The 19473-nt window shown below is 66.4% G+C and carries 15 protein-coding genes; 6 read left to right on the top strand and 9 right to left on the bottom strand.

Features of this window, described 5'->3' with window-relative positions:
* Positions 1-105: 105 nt before the first annotated feature.
* Positions 106-951, bottom strand: a complete 846-nt coding sequence (locus JFY56_RS13810) for an AAA family ATPase (protein ID WP_208314338.1) — start codon at positions 949-951, stop codon at positions 106-108.
* 280 nt (positions 952-1231) lie between these two features.
* On the opposite strand from JFY56_RS13810, the gene cysK reads away from it, so the two are divergent.
* Positions 1232-2206 carry a cysteine synthase A gene (cysK, locus tag JFY56_RS13805; protein ID WP_208314337.1) on the top strand — a complete coding sequence of 325 codons (975 nt, stop codon included), beginning with the start codon at positions 1232-1234 and terminating at the stop codon, positions 2204-2206.
* A 156-nt stretch (positions 2207-2362) separates the two neighbouring features.
* Complete coding sequence (gene aceK, locus JFY56_RS13800; protein ID WP_208314336.1) at positions 2363-4096, top strand: bifunctional isocitrate dehydrogenase kinase/phosphatase; 1734 nt, start codon at positions 2363-2365, stop codon at positions 4094-4096.
* Between the two features lie 149 nt (positions 4097-4245).
* Here aceK and JFY56_RS13795 read toward each other — a convergent pair whose 3' ends face one another.
* Genes JFY56_RS13795 through JFY56_RS13785 form a run of 3 tightly spaced genes read right to left on the bottom strand, consistent with a single transcriptional unit; the run spans position 4246 to position 5333 of the window.
* A complete protein-coding gene (locus JFY56_RS13795; RefSeq protein ID WP_208314335.1) occupies positions 4246-4860 on the bottom strand; it encodes an SOS response-associated peptidase in 615 nt (204 codons plus the stop codon).
* A gap of 24 nt (positions 4861-4884) precedes the next feature.
* Positions 4885-5151 carry a putative signal transducing protein gene (locus tag JFY56_RS13790; protein ID WP_208314334.1) on the bottom strand — a complete coding sequence of 89 codons (267 nt, stop codon included), beginning with the start codon at positions 5149-5151 and terminating at the stop codon, positions 4885-4887.
* Positions 5151-5333: a CPXCG motif-containing cysteine-rich protein gene (locus tag JFY56_RS13785; protein ID WP_208314333.1), complete on the bottom strand. Its 183-nt coding sequence runs from the start codon at positions 5331-5333 to the stop codon at positions 5151-5153. The genes JFY56_RS13790 and JFY56_RS13785 overlap by 1 nt, the downstream gene beginning before the upstream one ends.
* Positions 5334-5449: 116 nt before the next feature.
* Between JFY56_RS13785 and JFY56_RS13780 the strand changes: the two genes are divergently transcribed.
* Positions 5450-6619 carry a 1-acyl-sn-glycerol-3-phosphate acyltransferase gene (locus tag JFY56_RS13780; protein ID WP_208314332.1) on the top strand — a complete coding sequence of 390 codons (1170 nt, stop codon included), beginning with the start codon at positions 5450-5452 and terminating at the stop codon, positions 6617-6619.
* A gap of 189 nt (positions 6620-6808) precedes the next feature.
* Here JFY56_RS13780 and JFY56_RS13775 read toward each other — a convergent pair whose 3' ends face one another.
* A complete protein-coding gene (locus JFY56_RS13775) occupies positions 6809-8713 on the bottom strand; it encodes a M14 family metallopeptidase (protein WP_208314331.1) in 1905 nt (634 codons plus the stop codon).
* 187 nt (positions 8714-8900) lie between these two features.
* On the opposite strand from JFY56_RS13775, the gene JFY56_RS13770 reads away from it, so the two are divergent.
* The 3 genes from JFY56_RS13770 (at position 8901) to rlmF (ending at position 12265) form a co-directional block, all read left to right on the top strand.
* Complete coding sequence (locus tag JFY56_RS13770) at positions 8901-10730, top strand: SLC13 family permease (RefSeq protein ID WP_208314330.1); 1830 nt, start codon at positions 8901-8903, stop codon at positions 10728-10730.
* A gap of 18 nt (positions 10731-10748) precedes the next feature.
* A complete protein-coding gene (locus JFY56_RS13765; RefSeq protein WP_208314329.1) occupies positions 10749-11045 on the top strand; it encodes a winged helix-turn-helix domain-containing protein in 297 nt (98 codons plus the stop codon).
* Positions 11046-11281: 236 nt separating this feature from the next.
* Positions 11282-12265: a 23S rRNA (adenine(1618)-N(6))-methyltransferase RlmF gene (rlmF, locus tag JFY56_RS13760; protein ID WP_208314328.1), complete on the top strand. Its 984-nt coding sequence runs from the start codon at positions 11282-11284 to the stop codon at positions 12263-12265.
* A 90-nt stretch (positions 12266-12355) separates the two neighbouring features.
* On the opposite strand, the gene JFY56_RS13755 is transcribed toward rlmF, so the two are convergent.
* From JFY56_RS13755 to sbcD, 4 genes are all read right to left on the bottom strand, one after another.
* On the bottom strand, positions 12356-12898 hold the full coding sequence (locus tag JFY56_RS13755) for a hydrolase (RefSeq protein ID WP_208314327.1): 543 nt from the start codon (positions 12896-12898) through the stop codon (positions 12356-12358).
* A gap of 11 nt (positions 12899-12909) precedes the next feature.
* A complete protein-coding gene (locus tag JFY56_RS13750; protein WP_208314326.1) occupies positions 12910-14661 on the bottom strand; it encodes a response regulator in 1752 nt (583 codons plus the stop codon).
* Positions 14662-14755: 94 nt separating this feature from the next.
* Entirely contained in the window at positions 14756-18196 is a 3441-nt protein-coding gene (locus JFY56_RS13745) for an AAA family ATPase (RefSeq protein ID WP_208314325.1), read from the bottom strand.
* Positions 18193-19413 (bottom strand): exonuclease subunit SbcD, encoded by a 1221-nt coding sequence (gene sbcD / locus JFY56_RS13740; protein ID WP_208314324.1) that lies wholly within the window; start codon positions 19411-19413, stop codon positions 18193-18195. The genes JFY56_RS13745 and sbcD overlap by 4 nt, the downstream gene beginning before the upstream one ends.
* Between the last annotated feature and the right edge of the window lie 60 nt (positions 19414-19473).

The raw sequence follows: 19473 nt of genomic DNA, 5'->3' as shown, positions 1-19473 counted from the left end.
CTCATGAAGCACATGTCCCCGTAGGAGCGGGCCATGCCCGCGAAGCTCTGTGTGAGTTCGCAAGGTTCGCGGGCATGGCCCGCTCCTACAGGGGATACCCTGGAATCAGCGCGAAGCGCGGCGGCTCATGAAGGCCAGGCGTTCAAGCAACTGCACGTCCTGCTCGTTCTTCACCAGCGCGCCGGCCAGCGGCGGGATGGCCTTGGTCGGGTCGCGTTCGCGCAGCACGGCTTCGCCGATCTCGTCGGCCATCAGCAGCTTCAGCCAGTCGACCAGCTCGGAGGTCGACGGCTTCTTCTTCAGGCCCGGTACCTTGCGCACGTCGAAGAAGATGTCCAGCGCCTCGCTGACCAGCGACGCGCTGATCTTCGGATAGTGCACATCGACGATCTGCTGCAGGGTCTCGCGGTCCGGGAAGGCGATGTAGTGGAAGAAGCAGCGGCGCAGGAAGGCGTCCGGCAGTTCCTTCTCGTTGTTCGAGGTGATGATGATGATCGGGCGCTGCCTGGCCTTGATGGTCTCGTTGGTCTCGTAAACGAAGAACTCCATCTTGTCGAGTTCCTGCAACAGGTCGTTGGGGAACTCGATGTCGGCCTTGTCGATCTCGTCGATCAGCAGGATCACGCGCTCGTCGGCCTCGAAGGCCTCCCAGAGCTTGCCCTTCTTGATGTAGTTGCGCACGTCGTGGACCTTGTCCACGCCCAGCTGCGAGTCGCGCAGGCGGCTCACCGCATCGTATTCGTAGAGACCCTGGTGCGCCTTGGTGGTCGACTTGATGTGCCAGGTGATCAGCCTGGCGCCGAAGGATTCGGCCAGTTGCTCGGCCAGCATGGTCTTGCCGGTGCCCGGCTCGCCTTTCACCAGCAGCGGGCGCTGCAGGGTGATGGCGGCGTTGACCGCCAGTTTGAGGTCGTCGGTGGCGACGTAGGACTGGGTACCTTCGAACTTCATCGGGAAATCCTCGAACGGTGTCGGCCGGGTACGCGCCCGGGCAGGGAAAATTCTGGGGGAACTGCGACTATAACGCGCCAGCCGGCCGGCTGTGAACGCAGGCCGGATATTCAGTCACTGAATGCACAGCCAGGGTTCGACTGATCATGGGGGCTACCCAATGCCCCGAAAACAGTGCCGCAGAGCGTGGCAGAGGGCTTTTCTGCGACTGGACGAGTGCCCGGCCTGGGAATAGGCTGGGTGTTTACTCTTCTCACCCTCGGCGACAAGGACCCCCACCATGAGCCGCATCTACGCAGACAACGCGCAATCCATCGGCAATACGCCGCTGGTCCAGATCAACCGCATCGCCCCGCGCGGCGTCACCATCCTGGCCAAGATCGAAGGGCGCAACCCCGGTTACTCGGTGAAATGCCGGATCGGCGCCAGCATGATCTGGGATGCCGAGGCCAGCGGAAAGCTCAAGCCGGGGATGACCATCGTCGAGCCGACCTCGGGCAACACCGGCATCGGCCTCGCCTTCGTCGCCGCGGCGCGCGGCTACAAGCTGCTGCTGACCATGCCCTCCTCGATGAGTCTGGAGCGACGCAAGGTGCTCAAGGCCCTCGGCGCGGAACTGGTGCTCACCGAGCCGCCCAAGGGCATGAAGGGCGCGATCGCCAAGGCAGAGGAAATCGTCGCCAGCGACCCGGCGAAATACTTCATGCCGCAGCAGTTCGACAACCCGGCCAACCCGGCCATCCACGAGAAGACCACCGGTCCGGAAATCTGGAACGACACCGATGGCGCGGTGGACGTGCTGGTCGCGGGGGTCGGTACCGGCGGCACCATCACCGGGGTTTCCCGCTACATCAAGCACACCAAGGGCAAGCCGATCCTCTCGGTGGCGGTGGAACCGGTCAGCTCGCCGGTGATCAGCCAGACCATCGCCGGCGAGGAAGTGAAGCCCAGCCCGCACAAGATCCAGGGCATCGGCGCCGGCTTCGTGCCGAAGAACCTCGACCTGTCGGTCGTCGACCGCGTGGAGACCGTCACCGACGAGGAAGCCAAGGCCATGGCCCTGCGCCTGATGCAGGAGGAAGGCATCCTCTCCGGCATCTCCTGCGGCGCGGCTATGGCGGTGGCGGTGCGCCTGGCCGAAGAGCCGTCGATGCATGGCAAGACCATCGTCGTGGTGCTCCCCGACTCCGGCGAGCGCTACCTGTCGAGCATGCTGTTCGACGGCCTGTTCACCGAGCAGGAACTCGCCCAGTAACGCCGCCCGGCGGCTCCCGCTCCATCGATGAGCGCGGAGCCGCTGTGGTTTTCCCGCCTCCCGGCAGCCGCCCATCTCCCTCAGCTGACGCCCACGCGCTTTCCCTCTCCCCCGCCGCTGGCTAATCTCGCTGCAAACAACATCGGGAGACTCCCCATGGCCCCGCACTGGCCGGCTGCCAAGATCGCCGAGCTCATCCTGCAAGGCTTCGACGACTATCGCGAGCGCTTCCAGCAAATCACCGAGGGTGCCCGCCAGCGCTTCGAGCAGGCGCAATGGCAGGAGGCCCAGCGCGCCTCCGCCGAACGCATCAACCTGTACGAGGAGCGGGTCGCGGCGACGGTCAGCCAGCTTCCCGAATTGCTGCCGGGGGTCAATCTGGTCGACGTGGAGCGCTGGCCGATGGCGAAGAGCGCCTACATCGCCCTGATCGACCCGCGACCCGACGACGAACTGGCGGAAACCTGGTTCAACTCGATCTTCTGCGGGCTGTTCAGCCACGACAACATCAGCGACGGCACCATGTTCGTGCACACCACCCGGCCCTCGCTGCGCGCCCGCGCACGCGACCCGCACACCCGCCTGTACCGCCCGGGAGGCCACCTGCGCGGCGTGCTGGAGCAGATCTTCGACGACTATGCCTTCAGCGTCCCCTACGAGAACCGCGAGCGCGACGTCGAGCAGATCGACCGCCTGCTGCACGAGAACCTGCCGGACTGGGTCTGCAAGGACCCGGAACTGAGCGTCGAGCTGATCGGCTCGGTGTTCTACCGCAACAAGGGCGCCTACCTGGTCGGCCGCCTGTTCACCCCGGACGAGCAATGGCCGCTGGTGTTCCCGCTGCTGCACCAGGAGGGCAAGGGCATCCAGTTCGACACGGTGATCAGCGACGAAGCGGAAGTCTCGATCATCTTCTCCTTCACCCGCTCCTACTTCATGGTCGATTCGCCGGTGCCGGCGGAGATGGTGGCGTTCCTCAAGCGTTTGCTGCCGGGCAAGCACATCGCCGAGCTGTACACCTCGATCGGCTTCTACAAGCAGGGCAAGAGCGAGTTCTACCGCGCGCTGATCAACCACCTGGCGACCACCGACGACCTCTTCGTCATGGCGCCCGGCGTGCGCGGCATGGTGATGAGCGTGTTCACCCTGCCGGGCTTCAACATCGTGTTCAAGATCATCAAGGACCGCTTCAACCCATCGAAGACCGTCGACCACGCCACGGTGATCCAGAAGTACCAGTTGGTGAAATACCACGACCGCGTCGGCCGCCTGGCCGATACCCAGCAGTTCGCCGATTTCCGCTTCCCGGTGGACAAGTTCCACCCCGATTGCCTGAAGGAACTGCTGGAGGTGGCGCCGTCCACCGTCGAGCTGGAGGGCGATGACGTGGTGCTGATCCGCCACTGCTGGACGGAACGGCGCATGACCCCGCTGAACCTCTATCTGGAGCACGCCAGCGAAAGCCAGGTGCACGAGGCGCTGAACGAGTACGGGCTGGCGATCAAGCAACTGGCGGCGGCGAACATCTTCCCCGGCGACATGCTGCTGAAGAACTTCGGCGTCACCCGCCACGGCCGCGTGGTGTTCTACGACTACGACGAGATCAGCTACCTGACCGAGGTGAACTTCCGCCACATCCCGCCGCCGCGCTACCCGGAGGACGAGATGGCCTCCGAGCCCTGGTACTCGGTGGGGCCGAACGATGTGTTTCCCGAGGAGTTCCCGCGCTTCCTGTTCGTCGACCTGGCCCAGCGCCGGCTGTTCGCCAGGCTGCACGGCGAGCTGTACGACGCGGATTACTGGAAGGGGCTGCAGGAACAGATCCGCGCCGGCAAGGTGATCGACGTATTCCCCTACCGCCGCCCGGATCGGACGGATGCGCTGCATTGACGATTCGCGGGCATGGTCGATGGGTATCGCTTCGCTCAACCCATCCTACGGGTAGTTCCGTAGGTTGGCGCTGAGCGCAGCGAAGCCCAACATCTGCTGAGCCTGGCACCGTTGGGCTTCGCGGGCTCAGCCCAACCTACGGAACTGCGTCACGCTGGAGTCAGGCACTCCGGCCCGTCGCAGGCGGGGTCGTTGACGAAGTTGGCCAGCGCCGCTTCGCGCAGTTGCACCGCCGGGCGGGCGAGCAGGCTGAGGAGTTTCGGTTGCGGGGTGTCCGTCGCCAGCCAGAGGGCCTGTCCCTCCTCGTCGAGGATCACCGGCCGGCGCATGTTGGCGGCCGGGCGGGTGAGCATGGCGACGCTGTACCAGATGTGCCCGTCCACCGGATAGGCCTCCCAGACCGCGGCGAAGTACAGCAGCCCCTTGCCGGTGGCCAGCCAGTACGGGCGCTTGCGCACGCCGCGCCACTCGTAGAAGCCGTTGGCCGGCAGCAGGCAGCGGCGCTGGACGAAGGCGTCGCGGAACATCGGCTGCTCGGCGACCGTCTCCACCCGCGCGTGGGCCGGGGTGCGCGACAGGTCCTTCAGCCAGGCCGGCGTCAGGCCCCAGCGCGCCATGTCCAGGCGGCGCTGGCCGTCCAGTTCGCGCAGCATCGGCAGTTGCGCGCCGGGAGCGAGGTTCCAGTGAGGTTGCAGTCCATCGGGGAAGCCGGGCAATTCGGCGAATTCACGGGTCCAGCGGAACAGCGCGTAACGACCGCTCATGGGCGACAACTCGGCATTGGGGGATCAGCACAGCAGGACGCCCGGGACAGCCTCCGGATCGTCGCCGGGCCCGGGCAGGGGTTGCGCGGCATTGTACGCATCGATGAGATGGCGCGCCCGCTCCGCTGCCTCGTCGTCCACCCACAGGTGCAGCAGGCCATGCATCGGCAGCTCGCCGACCGCGCCGAGCAGGTGCCCGCCGCCGAGGTGCGCCTGGATACCCTCGCTGGCCAGCATGCCGGTGAGCAGTTCGGCTTCGATCAGATCGGCAGGTTCGTAGACACGCTGCATCAATCGTCCTCCCGCTGCACCTCGAGCTGCCATTCGACGCCATCGGTGCGCAACTGGAACAGGATCGGCCGGCAACATACCGGACAATCTTCATAGTAGCTCTGGTCGCCGCCGGAGAGGTCAAGCACGGCCTCCGCCGGCTCGCCGCAGTAGGGGCAGGTATAGGGTTGGCTTTCCAGCATCGCTGTTCCCCCTGTGACTTCCCGTTATAATCGCCGGTCTTTATTGCTGCCCGGCACTGGCCGCCATTGCAGCAGAGCCCCGGCATTCCAGCCAATCACACCCAGAACAAGAGACCATGATGGGCGAGTTCGAAGCCATCCGACCCTATAACGACGCCGAAGTACCGGCCGTCCTGCAACGCCTGCTGAGCGACGATGCCTTCCTCGGCACGCTGGTGCGCTTCCGTTTCCCCCGTCTGGCCGGCCCGTTCGGCTGGCTGCTCAGGCCGCTGGTGGCCCATCTGCTGGCCCGCGAGGCCAAGGGCATCCGCAGCGTCAACGAGCTGCAGGACCGGATCGAGCCCTACGTCGACCGCACCATCGAGCACGCCACCGACGGCGTCAGCTATTCCGGCGTCGAGAACCTGCAGCCGGGCCGCCCGTACCTGTTCATCGCCAACCACCGCGACATCGTGATGGACCCGGCGTTCGTCAACTACTCGCTGTACCACGCCAGGCACCCGACGCCGCGCATCGCCATCGGCGACAACCTGCTGCAGAAGCCCTTCGTCAGCGACCTGATGCGCCTGAACAAGAGCTTCATCGTGCACCGCTCGATCACCGCTCGTCGGGAAAAACTGGCGGCCTACCAGACGCTTTCGGCCTACATCAACCACTCGATCCGCAACGACGGCCAGTCGATCTGGATCGCCCAGGCCGAAGGCCGCGCCAAGGACGGTGACGACCGTACCGACTCGGCGATCCTCAAGATGTTCCACATGAGCCGCAAGGGCGAGCCGTTCGCCGAGATGGTCCGCGAACTGCACCTGATCCCGGTGTCGATCAGCTACGAATACGACCCCTGCGACCAGGCCAAGGCCCGCGAACTGCAGATCCGCGAGGCGACCGGCGAATACACCAAGGCGCCGGGCGAGGACGACGCCAGCATCGCCCTCGGCATCACCGGCTACAAGGGCCGCGTGCAGATCCACTTCGGTCGGGAGCTGACCGGCGAATTCAGCGATGCCAAGCAACTGGCCGCCGAACTCGACCGGCAGATCCTCGGCAACTACCGGCTGTTCCCGGTGCACTACCTGGCCTACGAGATGTCCACGCAGCGCGACCCGGCGCTGGCGGTGCCGAGCGCGGCCAGCCTGTTCAAGGGCGAGGAACTGCTGCGCGCCCAGGCCGAATGGAACCGCCGCCTCGCCGCCTGCCCCGAGGAGCAGCGGCCGTTCCTGATCATGCAGTACGCCAATCCGGTTCTGAACCAGTATCGGTTGAAGCAGGCGGAAGCGGCTGCCTGACAGTGCTCCAGGGCTCGGCAGATGTTGCAGGAGCAACCGTCTTGCATCCTACGTAACTGCGTGGCTGGGCCATAACCCGCGTAGGTTGGTGCTGAACGCAGTGAAGCCCAACGATGGCGATGTTGGGCTTCGCGTTGCTCAGCGCCAACCTACGGTGGGCATTGCAGCCCGCAGAAGCAGTGCCCAACGTCAGAACACCGCCCCCACCGGATAGACGAACGCATTCACGTCATAGAACGGCGTGCGCTGGTAGAACCACTGCAGGCGCGCGCCCGGGCTGGCGGCGAAGTCCTTGTCGTCCTTCAGCTTCTTCTCGAATTCCGCCTTCAGCTTCGGATCGTCGGCGAGCATCTTCCGCGCCATCGGCTCCATCACGTACTCCTCCGGTTCCTCGGCCGATACCAGGGTCGAATTGAAGAAGCCCCAGGACCAGAACGAATCCGGGCTTTCCGGATAGAGCAGGTTGACCGCCAGCACGCCCAGAGGCTGGGCCGTATCGATCACCACCGAGCCGGCCGGGAAGGTCTGCAGGCGCTGGAACGGCCGGGCCTTGCCGCTGACCAGCAGGTGCCCTTCGTAGCCGGGAATCTCGTTGGGCTGGGCGCGGTCCGGCTCGAAGCCGCCGGAGACCTTGACCTCGTCCATGCGATAGAGGGTCACGGCGATCGGCGTCGGCTTGTCCAGGGTCTTCATCTGGATGCCGTGGGCCTTCAGGCGGGCGATCACCTCCTTCCACTGCACCGGCACGACGTACTGCCTGGGCCGCTTGGTCACCAGGTCCGGCTCGGTGTTGCCGGTAACCGGCACCGTCAGCTGCTTCGGCTTGTTGCTCCAGACGATGGTCTTGGCGCCGGTGATCGGCGACTCCTCGAAGGTGTAGTCGCCCACGATGAACGGGATGGTCTCCTCCTTGCCCGGCTTCCAGCTGAGGATCACCTCCTGCTGCGCGAGCAGGCGCTTGCGGTCCTTGTCGATGGCCTCCTTCAGCGAGGCGGACTGTTCGCCGATCACCTGGAACATCGCCTTGAGCATCACGTAGTTGCCCAGCACCTGCGTCTCGTACGGGTGCAGGGCGTGCTGCTCGATGAGGATCGACGGCACGTTGCGAATATCGCCGTACTGGTTGGAGAAGCGCGCGTAGTCGCTGCGGTACGGGTAGTAACCCTTGGTCGGGTCCTGGCCGTCGTTCATGCTGATGCATTCGTGCACCACATGCCCGTGGCCTTCCAGCTCCTTGTACACCGGCGGGCGCATGACCTTGTCCATCCACTCGCTGCTGGCCGGCGACCAGCCGTTGCCGTTGTGGCAGTAGGAGCTGTCGTAGGGATACATGGCGCCGTCGGTGGAGTGGACGTCGGCGAAGAAGCTCAGGTCGTAGTGGCTGAACACCCAGGCGACGTTGCGGATTTCCGCGCTGTCCAGCTTGGTGAAGTCGCGATTGAGGTTGTAGTTCAGGCCGTTGACCCGCCAGCCGGTCTCGTCCGGGCCGTTCTGGTTGATCCGCCCGTAGGGACTCTTGCGCAGGTCGCCGTCGATGTTGACGGTGGGGATGAACAGGATGTTGACCTTCTCCAGCAGCCCGGCGAGCGGCTTGTCGCCGGTGGTCATGTCACGCAGCAGCATGAACATCGCGTCCTTGCCGTTGGCCTCGCCGGGGTGGATTTCCGCCTCGACGAAGATCGTCGGCTTGCCCGATTTCTTCAGCGCCTCCGGCGACTTGTCGGCCTCGGTGGAAGCCACCGCAAGCATCATCGGGTGGCCTTCCGCGCTTGTCTCCGGCAGGTCGCTGAGCGTGATGGTACCGCCGGAGGCGGCCGCCAGCTTCTCCATCCAGGCGCGGGTCTGCTCGTAGTTGGTGGTCTGGCGGAAGCCGCTGGACTCTGCGAGGGTGATCAGCGGGTTGCCGGGCTTGGCGATGAACTGCGTGCTGGTCAGCTTCTGCTCGAACATCGCCGGCAGGATGCGCTGTTTGGCCGCGGCCGGGTATCCGCTGTCGTCGATGTAGGCCGGCGCCCGGGGCAGCGCGGCGAGGGCCGGCAGGCAGCTGCCGAGCAACACGGCGCCGATCAGCGGGCGCGGAATGGAATGGCGCATGGTTCGCCTCCTTTCTGGGTGATCCTTGGCATGGAATGCGTACTGCGCTAAACACACGCCCCAGACACCATAGACGAGAAGCTCTGCCACGCACGTCCGCGACGGTTCGGGCTACTCTGAATCAGTCTGCCGGCGGCGCCGCCCGGCCCGTCTCCAGCTAACGAAGTCCGTCGATCAGGGAGCGATTTTGACTATCGAACTTGCCTGGGTCCTGTTCCTGCTGGCCACGGCGGTCGGCCTGTTCGTCACCGGCCGGCCACGGATGGACGTGGTCGCCCTGCTGGTGATGCTGATCCTGCCGCTGAGCGGCGTGCTCAGCGTGCAGGAAGCGCTGGCCGGCTTCGCCGATCCCAACGTGATCCTCATCGCCGCGCTGTTCGTCATCGGCGAAGGCCTGGTGCGCACCGGCGTCGCCTACCGCATCGGTGAGTGGCTGGCGCGCCAGGCCGCCAGCAGCGAGACGCGCCTGCTGGTGCTGCTGATGCTGTCGGTGGCCGGGCTCGGTTCGGTGATGAGTTCCACCGGCGTGGTGGCGATCTTCATCCCGGTATTGCTCAGCGTCGCGGCGCGCATGCACATCTCGCCCCGCCGCCTGATGATGCCGCTGGCGTTCGCCGGGCTGATCAGCGGCATGCTCACCCTGGTCGCCACCGCGCCGAACGTGGTGGTGCACAGCGAACTGGTGCGCGAGGGCGCCAGGGGGTTCGGCTTCTTCAGCTTCACCCCGTTCGGCCTGGTCATCCTCCTCCTCGGTATCGGCTATATGCTGCTGGCCCGCCGCTGGCTGGCGCCCGGCGCGGACGACGCCGATTTCCGGCTGCCGCGCCGCACCTTCCGCGACCTGATCCGCGACTACCGTCTCGCCGGACGCGAGCGGCGCCTGCGCATCCGCCCCGATTCGCTGCTGATCGGCTTCACCCTGCCGGAAGTGCAGTTGCGCACCCAGCACGGCGCCAATGTGATCGCCGTGGAGCGCATCGCCAAACTGCGGCGCAAGATCCTCAGCCCGTCCTCGGACGTGCAGTTGCAGGCCGGCGACGTGCTGCTGGTCGATCTCGTCGATCCGGAGGTCGACCATCCGCAGTTCTACCGCGAGCGGGGGCTGGAGCCGCTGCACCTGGAAGGCGAATACTTCACCGACCAGGCCCATGACGTGGGCATGGCCGAAGTGATCCTGCCGCCGGAATCCGCGCTGCTCGGCAAGAGCGTTCTCGACCTGGAATTCCGCAGCCGCTACGGGTTGAACGTGGTCGGCCTGCGGCGCAACCGCGAGGCGCTGGATTGCGGGCTGCTGGAAGAGAAGCTGAAGCTGGGCGACACCCTGCTGGTGATCGGCACCTGGAAGGCGATCCGCCAGTTGCAGGCGCGCGGCCGCGATTTCATCGTGCTCAGCCTGCCGGCCGAGGTGGACGAGGCCGCACCCGCCGCCAGCCAGGCACCCCATGCGCTGCTCGCCCTCTGCGTGATGGTGGCGCTGATGGTCAGCGGGCTGGTGCCCAACGTGCTCGCCGCGCTGATCGGCTGCCTGCTGATGGGCCTGTTCCGCTGCATCGACATGGACAGCGCCTACCGCGCCATCCACTGGCAGAGCCTGCTGCTGATCGTCGGCATGCTGCCCTTCGCCCTCGCCCTGCAGAAGACCGGCGGCATCGCCCTGGCCGTCGACGCGCTGGTCGCCGCGCTTGGCGGCGCCGGCCCGTACGCGGTGCTGGCCAGCCTATTCCTGCTCACCGCCGTGACCGGCCTGTTCATCTCCAACACCGCCACCGCGGTGCTCATCGCGCCGGTCGCCATCGCCACCGCGCGGGCCATGGACGCGGCGCCGGAGCCCTTCGCCATGATCGTCGCCCTCGCCGCCTCGGCGGCCTTCATGACGCCGATTTCCTCGCCGGTGAACACCCTGGTGCTCGGCCCCGGCCGCTACCGCTTCGGCGACTTCGTGAAGATCGGCGTGCCCTTCACGATTCTGGTGATGATCGTCAGCGTGCTGCTGGTACCCTTGCTGTTGCCGCTTTGACTACAAGGATCGCCATCGATGGAAGTGAGCAAGACCAAGAGCAGTTTCTACCGCCGCCTGTACGTCGCCTGGCTGGTCGACAGCGGCCAGGCCGCCAGCGTGCCGGCGCTGATGGAAGCCACCGGCATGCCCCGCCGCACCGCGCAGGACACCCTCGCCGCGCTGGCCGACCTGGACATCGATTGTGTGTTCGAACAGCAGGCCGGCGAGCGCAACAATGCCGGGCATTACATCATTCGCGACTGGGGCGCCATCGATCCGCACTGGATCGAGGCCAATCTGGGGAAGATCAAGGCGGTACTTGAATACCCGTAGGGCGGGCGAAGCCCGCCACAATCGCTGGCGGGTTTCACCCGCCCTACCGGCTGGAGTATCCCGGAGCGCGGAGTCGGGCAAAACACCATCCCCTGTAGGAGCCAGCTTGCTGGCGATCCATGGTTCAAGCCGGCCACATTAGCCTCAAGCGAAACTCCGGATCGCCAGCAAGCTGGCTCCTACACTCACCCTACCTGTGGGAAAATCCGGTTTCCGACTCCTGCCTCCCCACTGCCATGCCCCAACCACCGAAACGCCCCGCCCCTCGCGCGGAAAAGAAACCCGACCTGCTGCACCCGCGCAATCGCCACCAGGGCCGCTACGACTTCCCGAAGCTGATCAAGGGCAGTCCGGAGCTGGCGCGTTTCGTCATCCTCAATCCCTACGGCAAGGAAAGCATCGACTTCGCCAACCCCGAGGCGGTGAAGGTGTTCAACCGGGCGCTGCTCAAGGACTTCTACGGCATCGCCCACTGGGACATCCCGGCCGGCTACCTGTGTCCGCCGATTCCTGGGCGCGCGGACTACGTACACTACCTCGCCGACCTGCTGGCCGAGGACAATGACGGCGAAGTGCCGCGCGGCGGTGCGGTGCGCGTGCTGGATATCGGCGTCGGCGCCAACTGCATCTATCCGCTGATCGGCCACCGCGACTACGGCTGGCGCTTCCTCGGCGCGGATATCGACGCCACCGCCCTGGCCTCGGCGCGCACCATCGTGCAGTCCAATCCGCTGCTTGCCGGCGGCATCGAACTGCGCCGCCAGCCCGATCCGCAGCAGATCTTCCTCGGCCTGCTGGAAGACGGCGAATGCTTCGAACTGAGCATGTGCAACCCGCCCTTCCACTCCTCCGCCGAGGAAGCCCATAGCGGCAGCCGGCGCAAATGGAAGAACCTCGGCAAGCAGGACCCGTCACGCAAGCTGCCCGTGCTGAACTTCGGTGGACAGAACAACGAGCTCTGGTGCGAAGGCGGCGAAGCGACGTTCCTCAAGCGCATGGCGGCGCAGAGCGCACAGGTGCCGGAGCGGGTGCTGTGGTTCAGTTCGCTGGTTTCCAAGGCCGGCAACCTGCCGGCGTTCCAGGCCGCCCTGAAGAAGGCCGGCGCCCGCGAAGTGCGCTGCGTGGACATGGCCCAGGGGCAGAAACAGAGCCGCTTCGTCGCCTGGACCTTCCTCGACCGCAGCGCCCACCGGGAATGGCGCCAGCGTTGGCGGGGATAACCGATTGCCGCGCTTTCCCCCGTAGGAGCGGGCCATGCCCGCGATTCGCGCCCATGGGGCGCTCCTACAGGTGTTCGCCGGAAACGCTTCTCAACGAATGAACTCCCGGCTGATCTCGCGGAACAGGTCGGTTCCCGCCCGCTCCATCCATTCGAAGGCGACCATCTCCCGCGAGACGATCTGCGCCCCGGCCTGGCGCATGCGCTCCAGCGCCAGGGCCTTGTCCTCCGGCCGTCGCGAGCCGACCGCCTCGGCCACCACGAACACCTGCCGGCCGCGCTGAAGCAGGCCGAGCACCGTCTGCAGCACACACACATGGGTCTCGGCGCCGCACACCACGAACTGTTCGCGCTCGCCGCCGGGAAGCGCGAACAGGGCATCGTCGGCGCAGGCGGAGAACGCGATCTTCTCCAGGATCGCCGACGCATCCAGCCGGTCGCGCAAGGCCGCCACGGTGAACCCCAACCCCTTGGTGTACTGCTCGCTGGCAATCACCGGCACGCCGAGACGCTGCGCCACGCCCACCAGCCAGCCGCTGTTTTCCACCAGCGCGCCGCCGCCATCTATCGCCGGCAGCAACTTTTCCTGGATATCCACCACCAGCAATACGGAATCCCGTGCCCGAATCAGCATGTCATCTCCTCTCAATCCTGAAGCCGCGCCGGCAGAAGCAGCATTTCCACGCACAGCGGCGCATCGTGCGGTCCCGGTCGCGCCACCGGCACCAGTTTCGCCCCGAGCAACCGTAGCAGGCTCTGGAAGTACACCGCATCCAGGCCGTCAGTGGAGACACCCGAGAGCAACGGCGAAGCGCCGTCCTCCTGGAGATTGCGCAGCAGCACGTTCAGGCAGATGAAGCCGCCCGGCTGCAGGGCCGTGCGCAACTCCAGCTCCACCCTCGCCTCCGGGGAGCGGGAGGAAACGCTGCCGACCAGGCTCTCCAGCAACTGGCGATAGTGCGAAGCGTCCAGCCACACATCGTCCAGCGTGATACCGGACAGAAGCGCCGTCAGATCGCCGCCTCCGTCCCGCAGTTGCTCGCGCAATGGCTCGACGATCCGCCCGGTCAATTCGCTGAGGTGATACGCCTCCGCACTGACCTGCGAAGACCCGACGTCCAGTCGGACAAGCTTGCCGATCTGCCGCAGGGTTCCATCCATTTCCCCCAGCAACTGCCCTGCGGAAAGGATCGAAGACGCTTCCGGCGAGCCGGGCGCCAGGTGCCCGAGCGCCTGGCTCAGCAGCGAAGAGAGCAGATTCAGCAGGGGCTGGAATTCCCGGCTGATACCGGCCAGCACCTGGCTCTTCAGCCGGCTGTCGGCCTCCGCCTCGGCCCTGGCGTTGCGCAATTCGGCCAGCAGGATGTCGCGGGCGGTCAGATCGCGCATCCCACCGAGCATGCCGAGGACTTTCCCCTCTTCATCGCGATAGGGCATGAACCAGGCATGGAAAACCCGTGGCTGCCCGTGCACATCCACCGCCACTTCGGTGGAGATCGATTCGCCCCGCGCGATCGCCGCCTCGTAGCGTTGCTGCATTCCGGCACGCTGGTCGGGGGCGAACCATGGCAATTCGTCCAGGCGTCGCTCACGGATATCCTCGAAGCTCACCTGGTGGTATTCGAGGAAATGCCGGTTGCACATCAGCAGGCGTCCTTCCAGATCGCGGACAAACATCGGCTCGGGCGAACCCTCCACCAACCCCTTGAGCATCCCGAATTCGTGCTGCTCCTTCACCGACAGGGTGGAATGGCTGGTGGCGGGCTCTTCGCTCTCCCAGGCGAGCACGCTGTTACGCCGGGCGATATCCACCAGCTTGACGGTGGAATCGACATGCAGCTTCTGCAGCAGGCGCATCTTGTAGGTGCTGACGGTCTTGTGGCTGATGGCCAGCTGCTCGGCGATCTGCAGGTTCGACATGCCCTTGGCCAGCAGTTGCAGCACCGTCAGTTCGCGCGCCGAAAGCTGGGCGACTTCATAGGATTCATCGCCAACGGCGACTTCGGCCTCCGTCCCGTGATGCATGGCTTCCCGGGGGAAATAACTGCGCCCGTGGAGCAGCGCCGAAAGGCCCTCGGCCAGTTGTCCCAGCTCGTCCAGCTTGCTGACGAAACCATCCGCCCCGGCCTGCAGGCTGCGGCTGGCATACAGGTCGCTGTCCTGCACGCTGTAGACGAGAACTTTGATAGCCGGATGGTTGGCCTTCAGGCGGCGGATCAGGTCGAGCCCACCGAGCCTGGGAATGGCCAGTTCGAGAATCACCAGCTCCGGCTCTCGCTCGCGGTCCAGCTGCAGCGCATCCATGCCGTTGTCGGTCTCGGCGACCACTTCATGCTCGCGATTCTCCAGGAACACCCGCAGCGCCTGCCGCATGATTGGCAGGCTGTCCACGATCATGATCCGGCTCAATGGCGTGTCCCCAGCTATGTCGATGGGGAAAGCCTAGACCACCGGCCGGAAACACCCGGCATGCACGTGCCGTCGATGCCGCTCAGGACTTCACGGCGAAGCACGCATCCAGCCGGCTGTAGCCCATGCCCACGCCCTTGTGCACCTTGAGCTGCACCGGGATGCGCTCCTTCATCGCCTCGACATGGCTGATCACGCCGATGGTCTTGCCGCTGGCATTCAGGCTGTCGAGGGCGTCCAGCGCCACTTCCAGCGTCTCGCCGTCGAGGGTGCCGAAGCCCTCGTCGAGGAACAGCGAGTCGATGCTGGTCTTGTGGCTGACCAGATCGGACAGCGCCAGGGCCAGCGCCAGGCTGACCAGGAAGCTTTCGCCGCCGGAGAGGGTCTTGCAGTCGCGGGCGCTGTCGCCCTGCCAGGTGTCGACCACTTCCAGCTCCAGCTCGCCCTCGCTGCGCCGCGCCAACTGGTAGCGGCCGTGCAGGCGCTGCAACTGGCGGTTGGCCAGGTGCACCAGATGGTCGAGGGTGAGGCCCTGGGCGAAACGCCGGTAGCGCGCGCCGTCGGCCGAGCCGATCAGGCTGTTGAGGCGCTGCCAGAGATCGTGCTCCTGCTCCTGCGCCTCGATCTGCGCGAACAGGCTCTGCTGGCTGGCGCGACGGGCGTCGTCGCCCTGCAGCTGCGCGCGGATCTCGCCCTGGCGCTGGCCCAGTTCGCGCAGCTCGGCGCCCAGCGCCGCAAGCTGCGCATCCAGTTCTTCCAGGCTCGCTGTGCCCTTCGGCTCCGCCTGCAACTGTTGCAGGGTCTGGCTGGCGGAACCGCGCAAGGTGGCGGCTTCGGTCAAGGCGGTGTGCAGACGGCGATCCAGCTCAGCCAGGCGCTGGCGCTCCGGCTCATCCAGCAGCGCGGCGCGGAAGGCGTCCAGATCGGCGAACGGGCTTTGCTGCAGGGCATGCTCCCAGCCTGATTCCAGCTCGGCAAGGCGTGCGCGGCCCTGCTCCAGGCGTTCGACCAGTGCGCGTTCGGCGCCGGCCAGGGTATCCGCCTGGCGCTGGGCGGCGCTCAGTTGCGCCTGGCTTTCCGCCAGCGCCTGCTGCGGCTGGGTATGACCCGGTTCGACGGGAAGCGCCTCCTGCCCCAGGGCCTGCCAGCGCTCCAGCCACTCGCCGGCAAGGCTGCGCGCGGCCTGCAGGGTGGTTTCGGCTTCGCGCTCGCTTTCCGTCAGTTGTTGCAGAAGCGCATTCGACCGTTGCCAGTCGTCCCGCTCGCGCTTGCGTTCATCCAGCCAGAGCGCGCCATCCTCGGGCAACGAGTAGCCGAACCCGGCCAGATCGGTCTGCAATTCGGCACGCTGCTGGTCGTGCCGAACCTGCAGGGCGTCGATACGCTGCAGCAGGTCGGCGCGAGCGCTTTCGGCATTGCGCAGGTCGGCTTGCAGCAGTTCCAGTTGCCGGACAGCCTGGCTGGCGGAGTTCTCCCACTCCTGCCGAAGCGTGGCGGCCTGCTTCAGTTGATCCTTGCGGCGATCCAGCTCGGCCAGGGTTTCCTGCAACTTCGCCAGCACCTGCTCCCGATCCTGGCGAGCGGCGAGCAATGCCGCGTGATCCGCCAGCGCCAGCCCCTGCCGGCGGCACTCCTGCTGCCACAGGGCGTCCTGTTCCTGGCGGGAAGCCTGCGCCGCTTCCACCTGCCGCTGGTTCTGCGCGATGCGCTCGGCCAGCGCGGACAGCTCCTTCGCCAGCGCCTGCCCGGTATCGCCCAGCGCCTCCAGCTCGTGGCGCTTTTCCTGCAGCGACTGGCGGGTTTCCGACACATCCAGCGCCTGGTAGGCACTGATCGCCGGATGCTCGCGGGAGCCGCACAGCGGGCAGGCCTCGTCCGGCTGGAGCTGCGCGCGATAGCTTTCCAGGGCCTGGATACGCTGCTCCTGTTCGAGCAGCTTTTCCTTGTCGCGCACCTGCTGTTGCAGATCCTTGTACTGCCCACGCAGCGCCGCGACATCCTGTTCCTTCTGCGCATGCTGGCGGCGCTGCTCGTCCAGTTCCGGTTGCAGGCGAGTCAGTTGCGCGTCCGCCTGCGCGCGGGTCTGGGCGATCCGCTCCAACTGGTCGAGGGCGCGCAGTTGCTGCTGCCGGCGCTGCCAGTCTTCGCGCACGGCCGCTTCCGAAGCGCCGGCCAGCAGTTGGTCGAGATCGCGCTGCCGTACGCCTTCGGCCTCGCGGGCGGCGGCCAGTTGCTGCTGCGCAGTGTGGACGGCCTGTTCCTGCGTGGTTCGCTGGCTGGTCAGTCCATCGATAGTCGCAGCCGCCTGCCGAAGCCGTTTCTGCAAGTCGACAAGGTCGGCATCCGATTTGCGCAGATGCTCGAAGTGCTGCTCCCAGACGCCGATGCGCTCGCCCAGACGCGCCCGCTGCGGCTGCTCGGCCAATTGGGCGGCCAGTTGCCGACGCTGCTCCTGCAGTCGCTCATGCTCGGCCTGCCGGGCCGTCGCCAGTTGCGCACTGAACTGACTGGCACGCCACAGGTTGCGAGTGATCCGTTCGCCGGCGTCGCGCTGCTGCTCGTGGTTTTCCCGCAGTGCGGCTTCGTCCTGCCCGACGCCATGGCGGGCCGTCTGCAAGGCATCGTGCAACGGCTGCAGGCGGGTTGCCGGTTCGCTGTCGGCCAGCCGGCGCAGTTCCGGCGCGGCGGCGTCCAGAGCCTGGCGCGCCTGCTGCTCCTGCAGTTCCGCCTGCTGTAGCTGCCGCTCTGCTTTCAGCAGGTCCTCGCGCCAGCGACGCTGGGTTTGCAACTCGGTCTGCCGCTTGCCGGCTGCGGCTTCCCGCTCGGCCAGTTGCGCCGCTTCGCCTTCCAGCGCGGCACGCTGTTCCGCTCCGAGCAGTTCGACGCCCTCGGCGCGGGCGCGCAACTGGTCGAGCGCGGTCCGGGCGTCGCGGGTGCGTTCGAACACGCGCTGGGAGATCAGGCCGTAGATTTCCGTGCCGGTCAGCTCTTCCAGCAACTCCGCGCGCTGGTTGGCGCTGGCTTCGAGGAACGCGGCGAAGCCTCCCTGGGCCAGCAGCATGGACTTGGTGAAACGCTCGAAATCAAGGCCGGTGAGGCTTTCGGTCTGGCGCAGCTTGTCGTTGATCTTGTCGGTGAGAATCCGCCCCTCGCCGCCCGCGTGTTCGATGCTGGCCAGTTCCACCTTCGGTGCCTGCAGCGCGCCATCCGCCTTGTCGCGGGCACGGCGCTGGCTCCAGAAGGCGCGGTAGAAGCTGCCCTTGACCTCGAACTCGACCTCGGCGAGGCAGTCGGCAGTGTGCCGGGTCATCAGCTCGTTGCTGCTCTGCGACAGGCTGCTCATGCGCGGCGTGCGGTGATACAGGGCGAGGCAGATGGCATCCAGCAGGGTGGTCTTGCCGGCGCCGGTGGGGCCGGTGATGGCGAACAGGCCGTTGTCCTTGAACGGCTCGGCGTCGAAATCGATCTTCCACTCACCCTTCAGCGAGTTGAGGTTCTTCAGGCGCAGGCTGAGGATTCTCACGGACGCTCCTCCTGCAGCTCGGCGACGACCTGGCGGTACAGGCCGGTCAGGCGCTCGCGCAACGGATCGTCGAGAGTTTCGCCGGCCAGGCGCTGTTCGAAGACTTCCTCCGCGCTCAGCTCGTCGAGGGTTTCCCGCGCCTCGCTGGACAGTCCCGCCTGTGCGTTGCCGCGCTCGCGACGGGTGCGCAGCACCTCCACCGGCAGTCCCTCGCAGAGCTTTTCGACACGGAGCTGGATATCGCTCAGGTAGTCGTCGGTTCGCACCAGCACCTCCAGCCATACCGGGCGCTCGTCGCTACCCTCCCGCGCCGCTTCGGCCAGCGTCTCGGACAATTCGGCGAGCGAGCCGGCCACGGATTGCAGCGGCTGGAAACGCGGCACCGGCAGCGGAGTCACGGCGCGCAGGCCGCTCTCGTCGAGATCGACCAGCAGCACTTCCTTGGTCTGCCGCGCCTCGTCGAAGCTCAGCGGGATCGGCGAGCCGCAGTAGCGGATGTGCTCCAGGCCGCCGACATTCTGCGGCCTGTGGATATGTCCGAGGGCGATGTAGTCCGCCGCCGGGAAGGCGCTGGTGGGGAAGGCTTCCAGGGTGCCGACGTAGATTTCCCGCACCGACTCGCTGGCGCTGGCGCCGACGGTGGTCAGGTGGCCGGTGGCGACGATGGGCAGGCGCACGTCCAGCTCAGTGCGTTTCTCCTCGGCCAGCGTGTACAGCGTGCGGTAGTGCGCCTGGATCGCCAGTTGCAGCGCCTGCTGCTTGTCCTGCGCGCTCTGGCCGGCCTGGCTGCCGAGCACGTCGCGCGGGCGGATGAAGGGAATCGCGCAGAGCAGCGCGCCGGGGTGGCCATCGCGTCGGGGCAGGACCAGCAGTTGCTGCGCCGGGTCCTCGGCGACGGCGGCTATCACCCGGGTATCCAGGTATTCCAGCAGCGCCCGCGACTCTTCCAGCATCGCCACCGAATCATGGTTGCCGCCGAGCACCACCAGCGCCGCGCCGCTTTCGCGCAGCTCGACGATGAAGCGGTTGTACTGCTCGCGGGCGTAGCTCGGCGGGGCGCCGCTGTCGAACACGTCGCCGGCGATGATCACGGCGTCCACCGCATGCTCACGTACCTGCCCGATCAGCCACGCGCAGAACGCCCGGTGCTCCGCCTCTCGGCTCTTGCCCATGAAATGCTGGCCCAGATGCCAGTCCGAGGTGTGGAGAATGCGCATGCGCTGTCTGTCCGAAGCCCGATTCGAAAGCAGCCGATGATAACCGCTTCGCATGCGGTA

The organism is Pseudomonas schmalbachii (genome assembly GCF_017589465.1).
Classification (GTDB): Bacteria; Pseudomonadota; Gammaproteobacteria; order Pseudomonadales; family Pseudomonadaceae; genus Pseudomonas; species Pseudomonas schmalbachii.
Note: the sequence above shows the minus strand (reverse complement) of the source record. Positions and strands in the feature narration are given on the sequence as shown.

Coding starts and splice junctions, on each gene's coding strand:
- cysK (WP_208314337.1), top strand. CDS start 1,232: ATGAGCCGCATCTACGCAGACAACGCGCAATCCATCGGCAATACGCCG.
- JFY56_RS13755 (WP_208314327.1), bottom strand. CDS start 12,898: ATGCTGATTCGGGCACGGGATTCCGTATTGCTGGTGGTGGATATCCAG.
- JFY56_RS13790 (WP_208314334.1), bottom strand. CDS start 5,151: ATGCAGCGTGTCTACGAACCTGCCGATCTGATCGAAGCCGAACTGCTC.
- JFY56_RS13785 (WP_208314333.1), bottom strand. CDS start 5,333: ATGCTGGAAAGCCAACCCTATACCTGCCCCTACTGCGGCGAGCCGGCG.
- JFY56_RS13795 (WP_208314335.1), bottom strand. CDS start 4,860: ATGAGCGGTCGTTACGCGCTGTTCCGCTGGACCCGTGAATTCGCCGAA.
- aceK (WP_208314336.1), top strand. CDS start 2,363: ATGGCCCCGCACTGGCCGGCTGCCAAGATCGCCGAGCTCATCCTGCAA.
- rlmF (WP_208314328.1), top strand. CDS start 11,282: ATGCCCCAACCACCGAAACGCCCCGCCCCTCGCGCGGAAAAGAAACCC.
- JFY56_RS13810 (WP_208314338.1), bottom strand. CDS start 951: ATGAAGTTCGAAGGTACCCAGTCCTACGTCGCCACCGACGACCTCAAA.
- JFY56_RS13750 (WP_208314326.1), bottom strand. CDS start 14,661: ATGATCGTGGACAGCCTGCCAATCATGCGGCAGGCGCTGCGGGTGTTC.
- JFY56_RS13775 (WP_208314331.1), bottom strand. CDS start 8,713: ATGCGCCATTCCATTCCGCGCCCGCTGATCGGCGCCGTGTTGCTCGGC.
- sbcD (WP_208314324.1), bottom strand. CDS start 19,413: ATGCGCATTCTCCACACCTCGGACTGGCATCTGGGCCAGCATTTCATG.
- JFY56_RS13765 (WP_208314329.1), top strand. CDS start 10,749: ATGGAAGTGAGCAAGACCAAGAGCAGTTTCTACCGCCGCCTGTACGTC.
- JFY56_RS13780 (WP_208314332.1), top strand. CDS start 5,450: ATGATGGGCGAGTTCGAAGCCATCCGACCCTATAACGACGCCGAAGTA.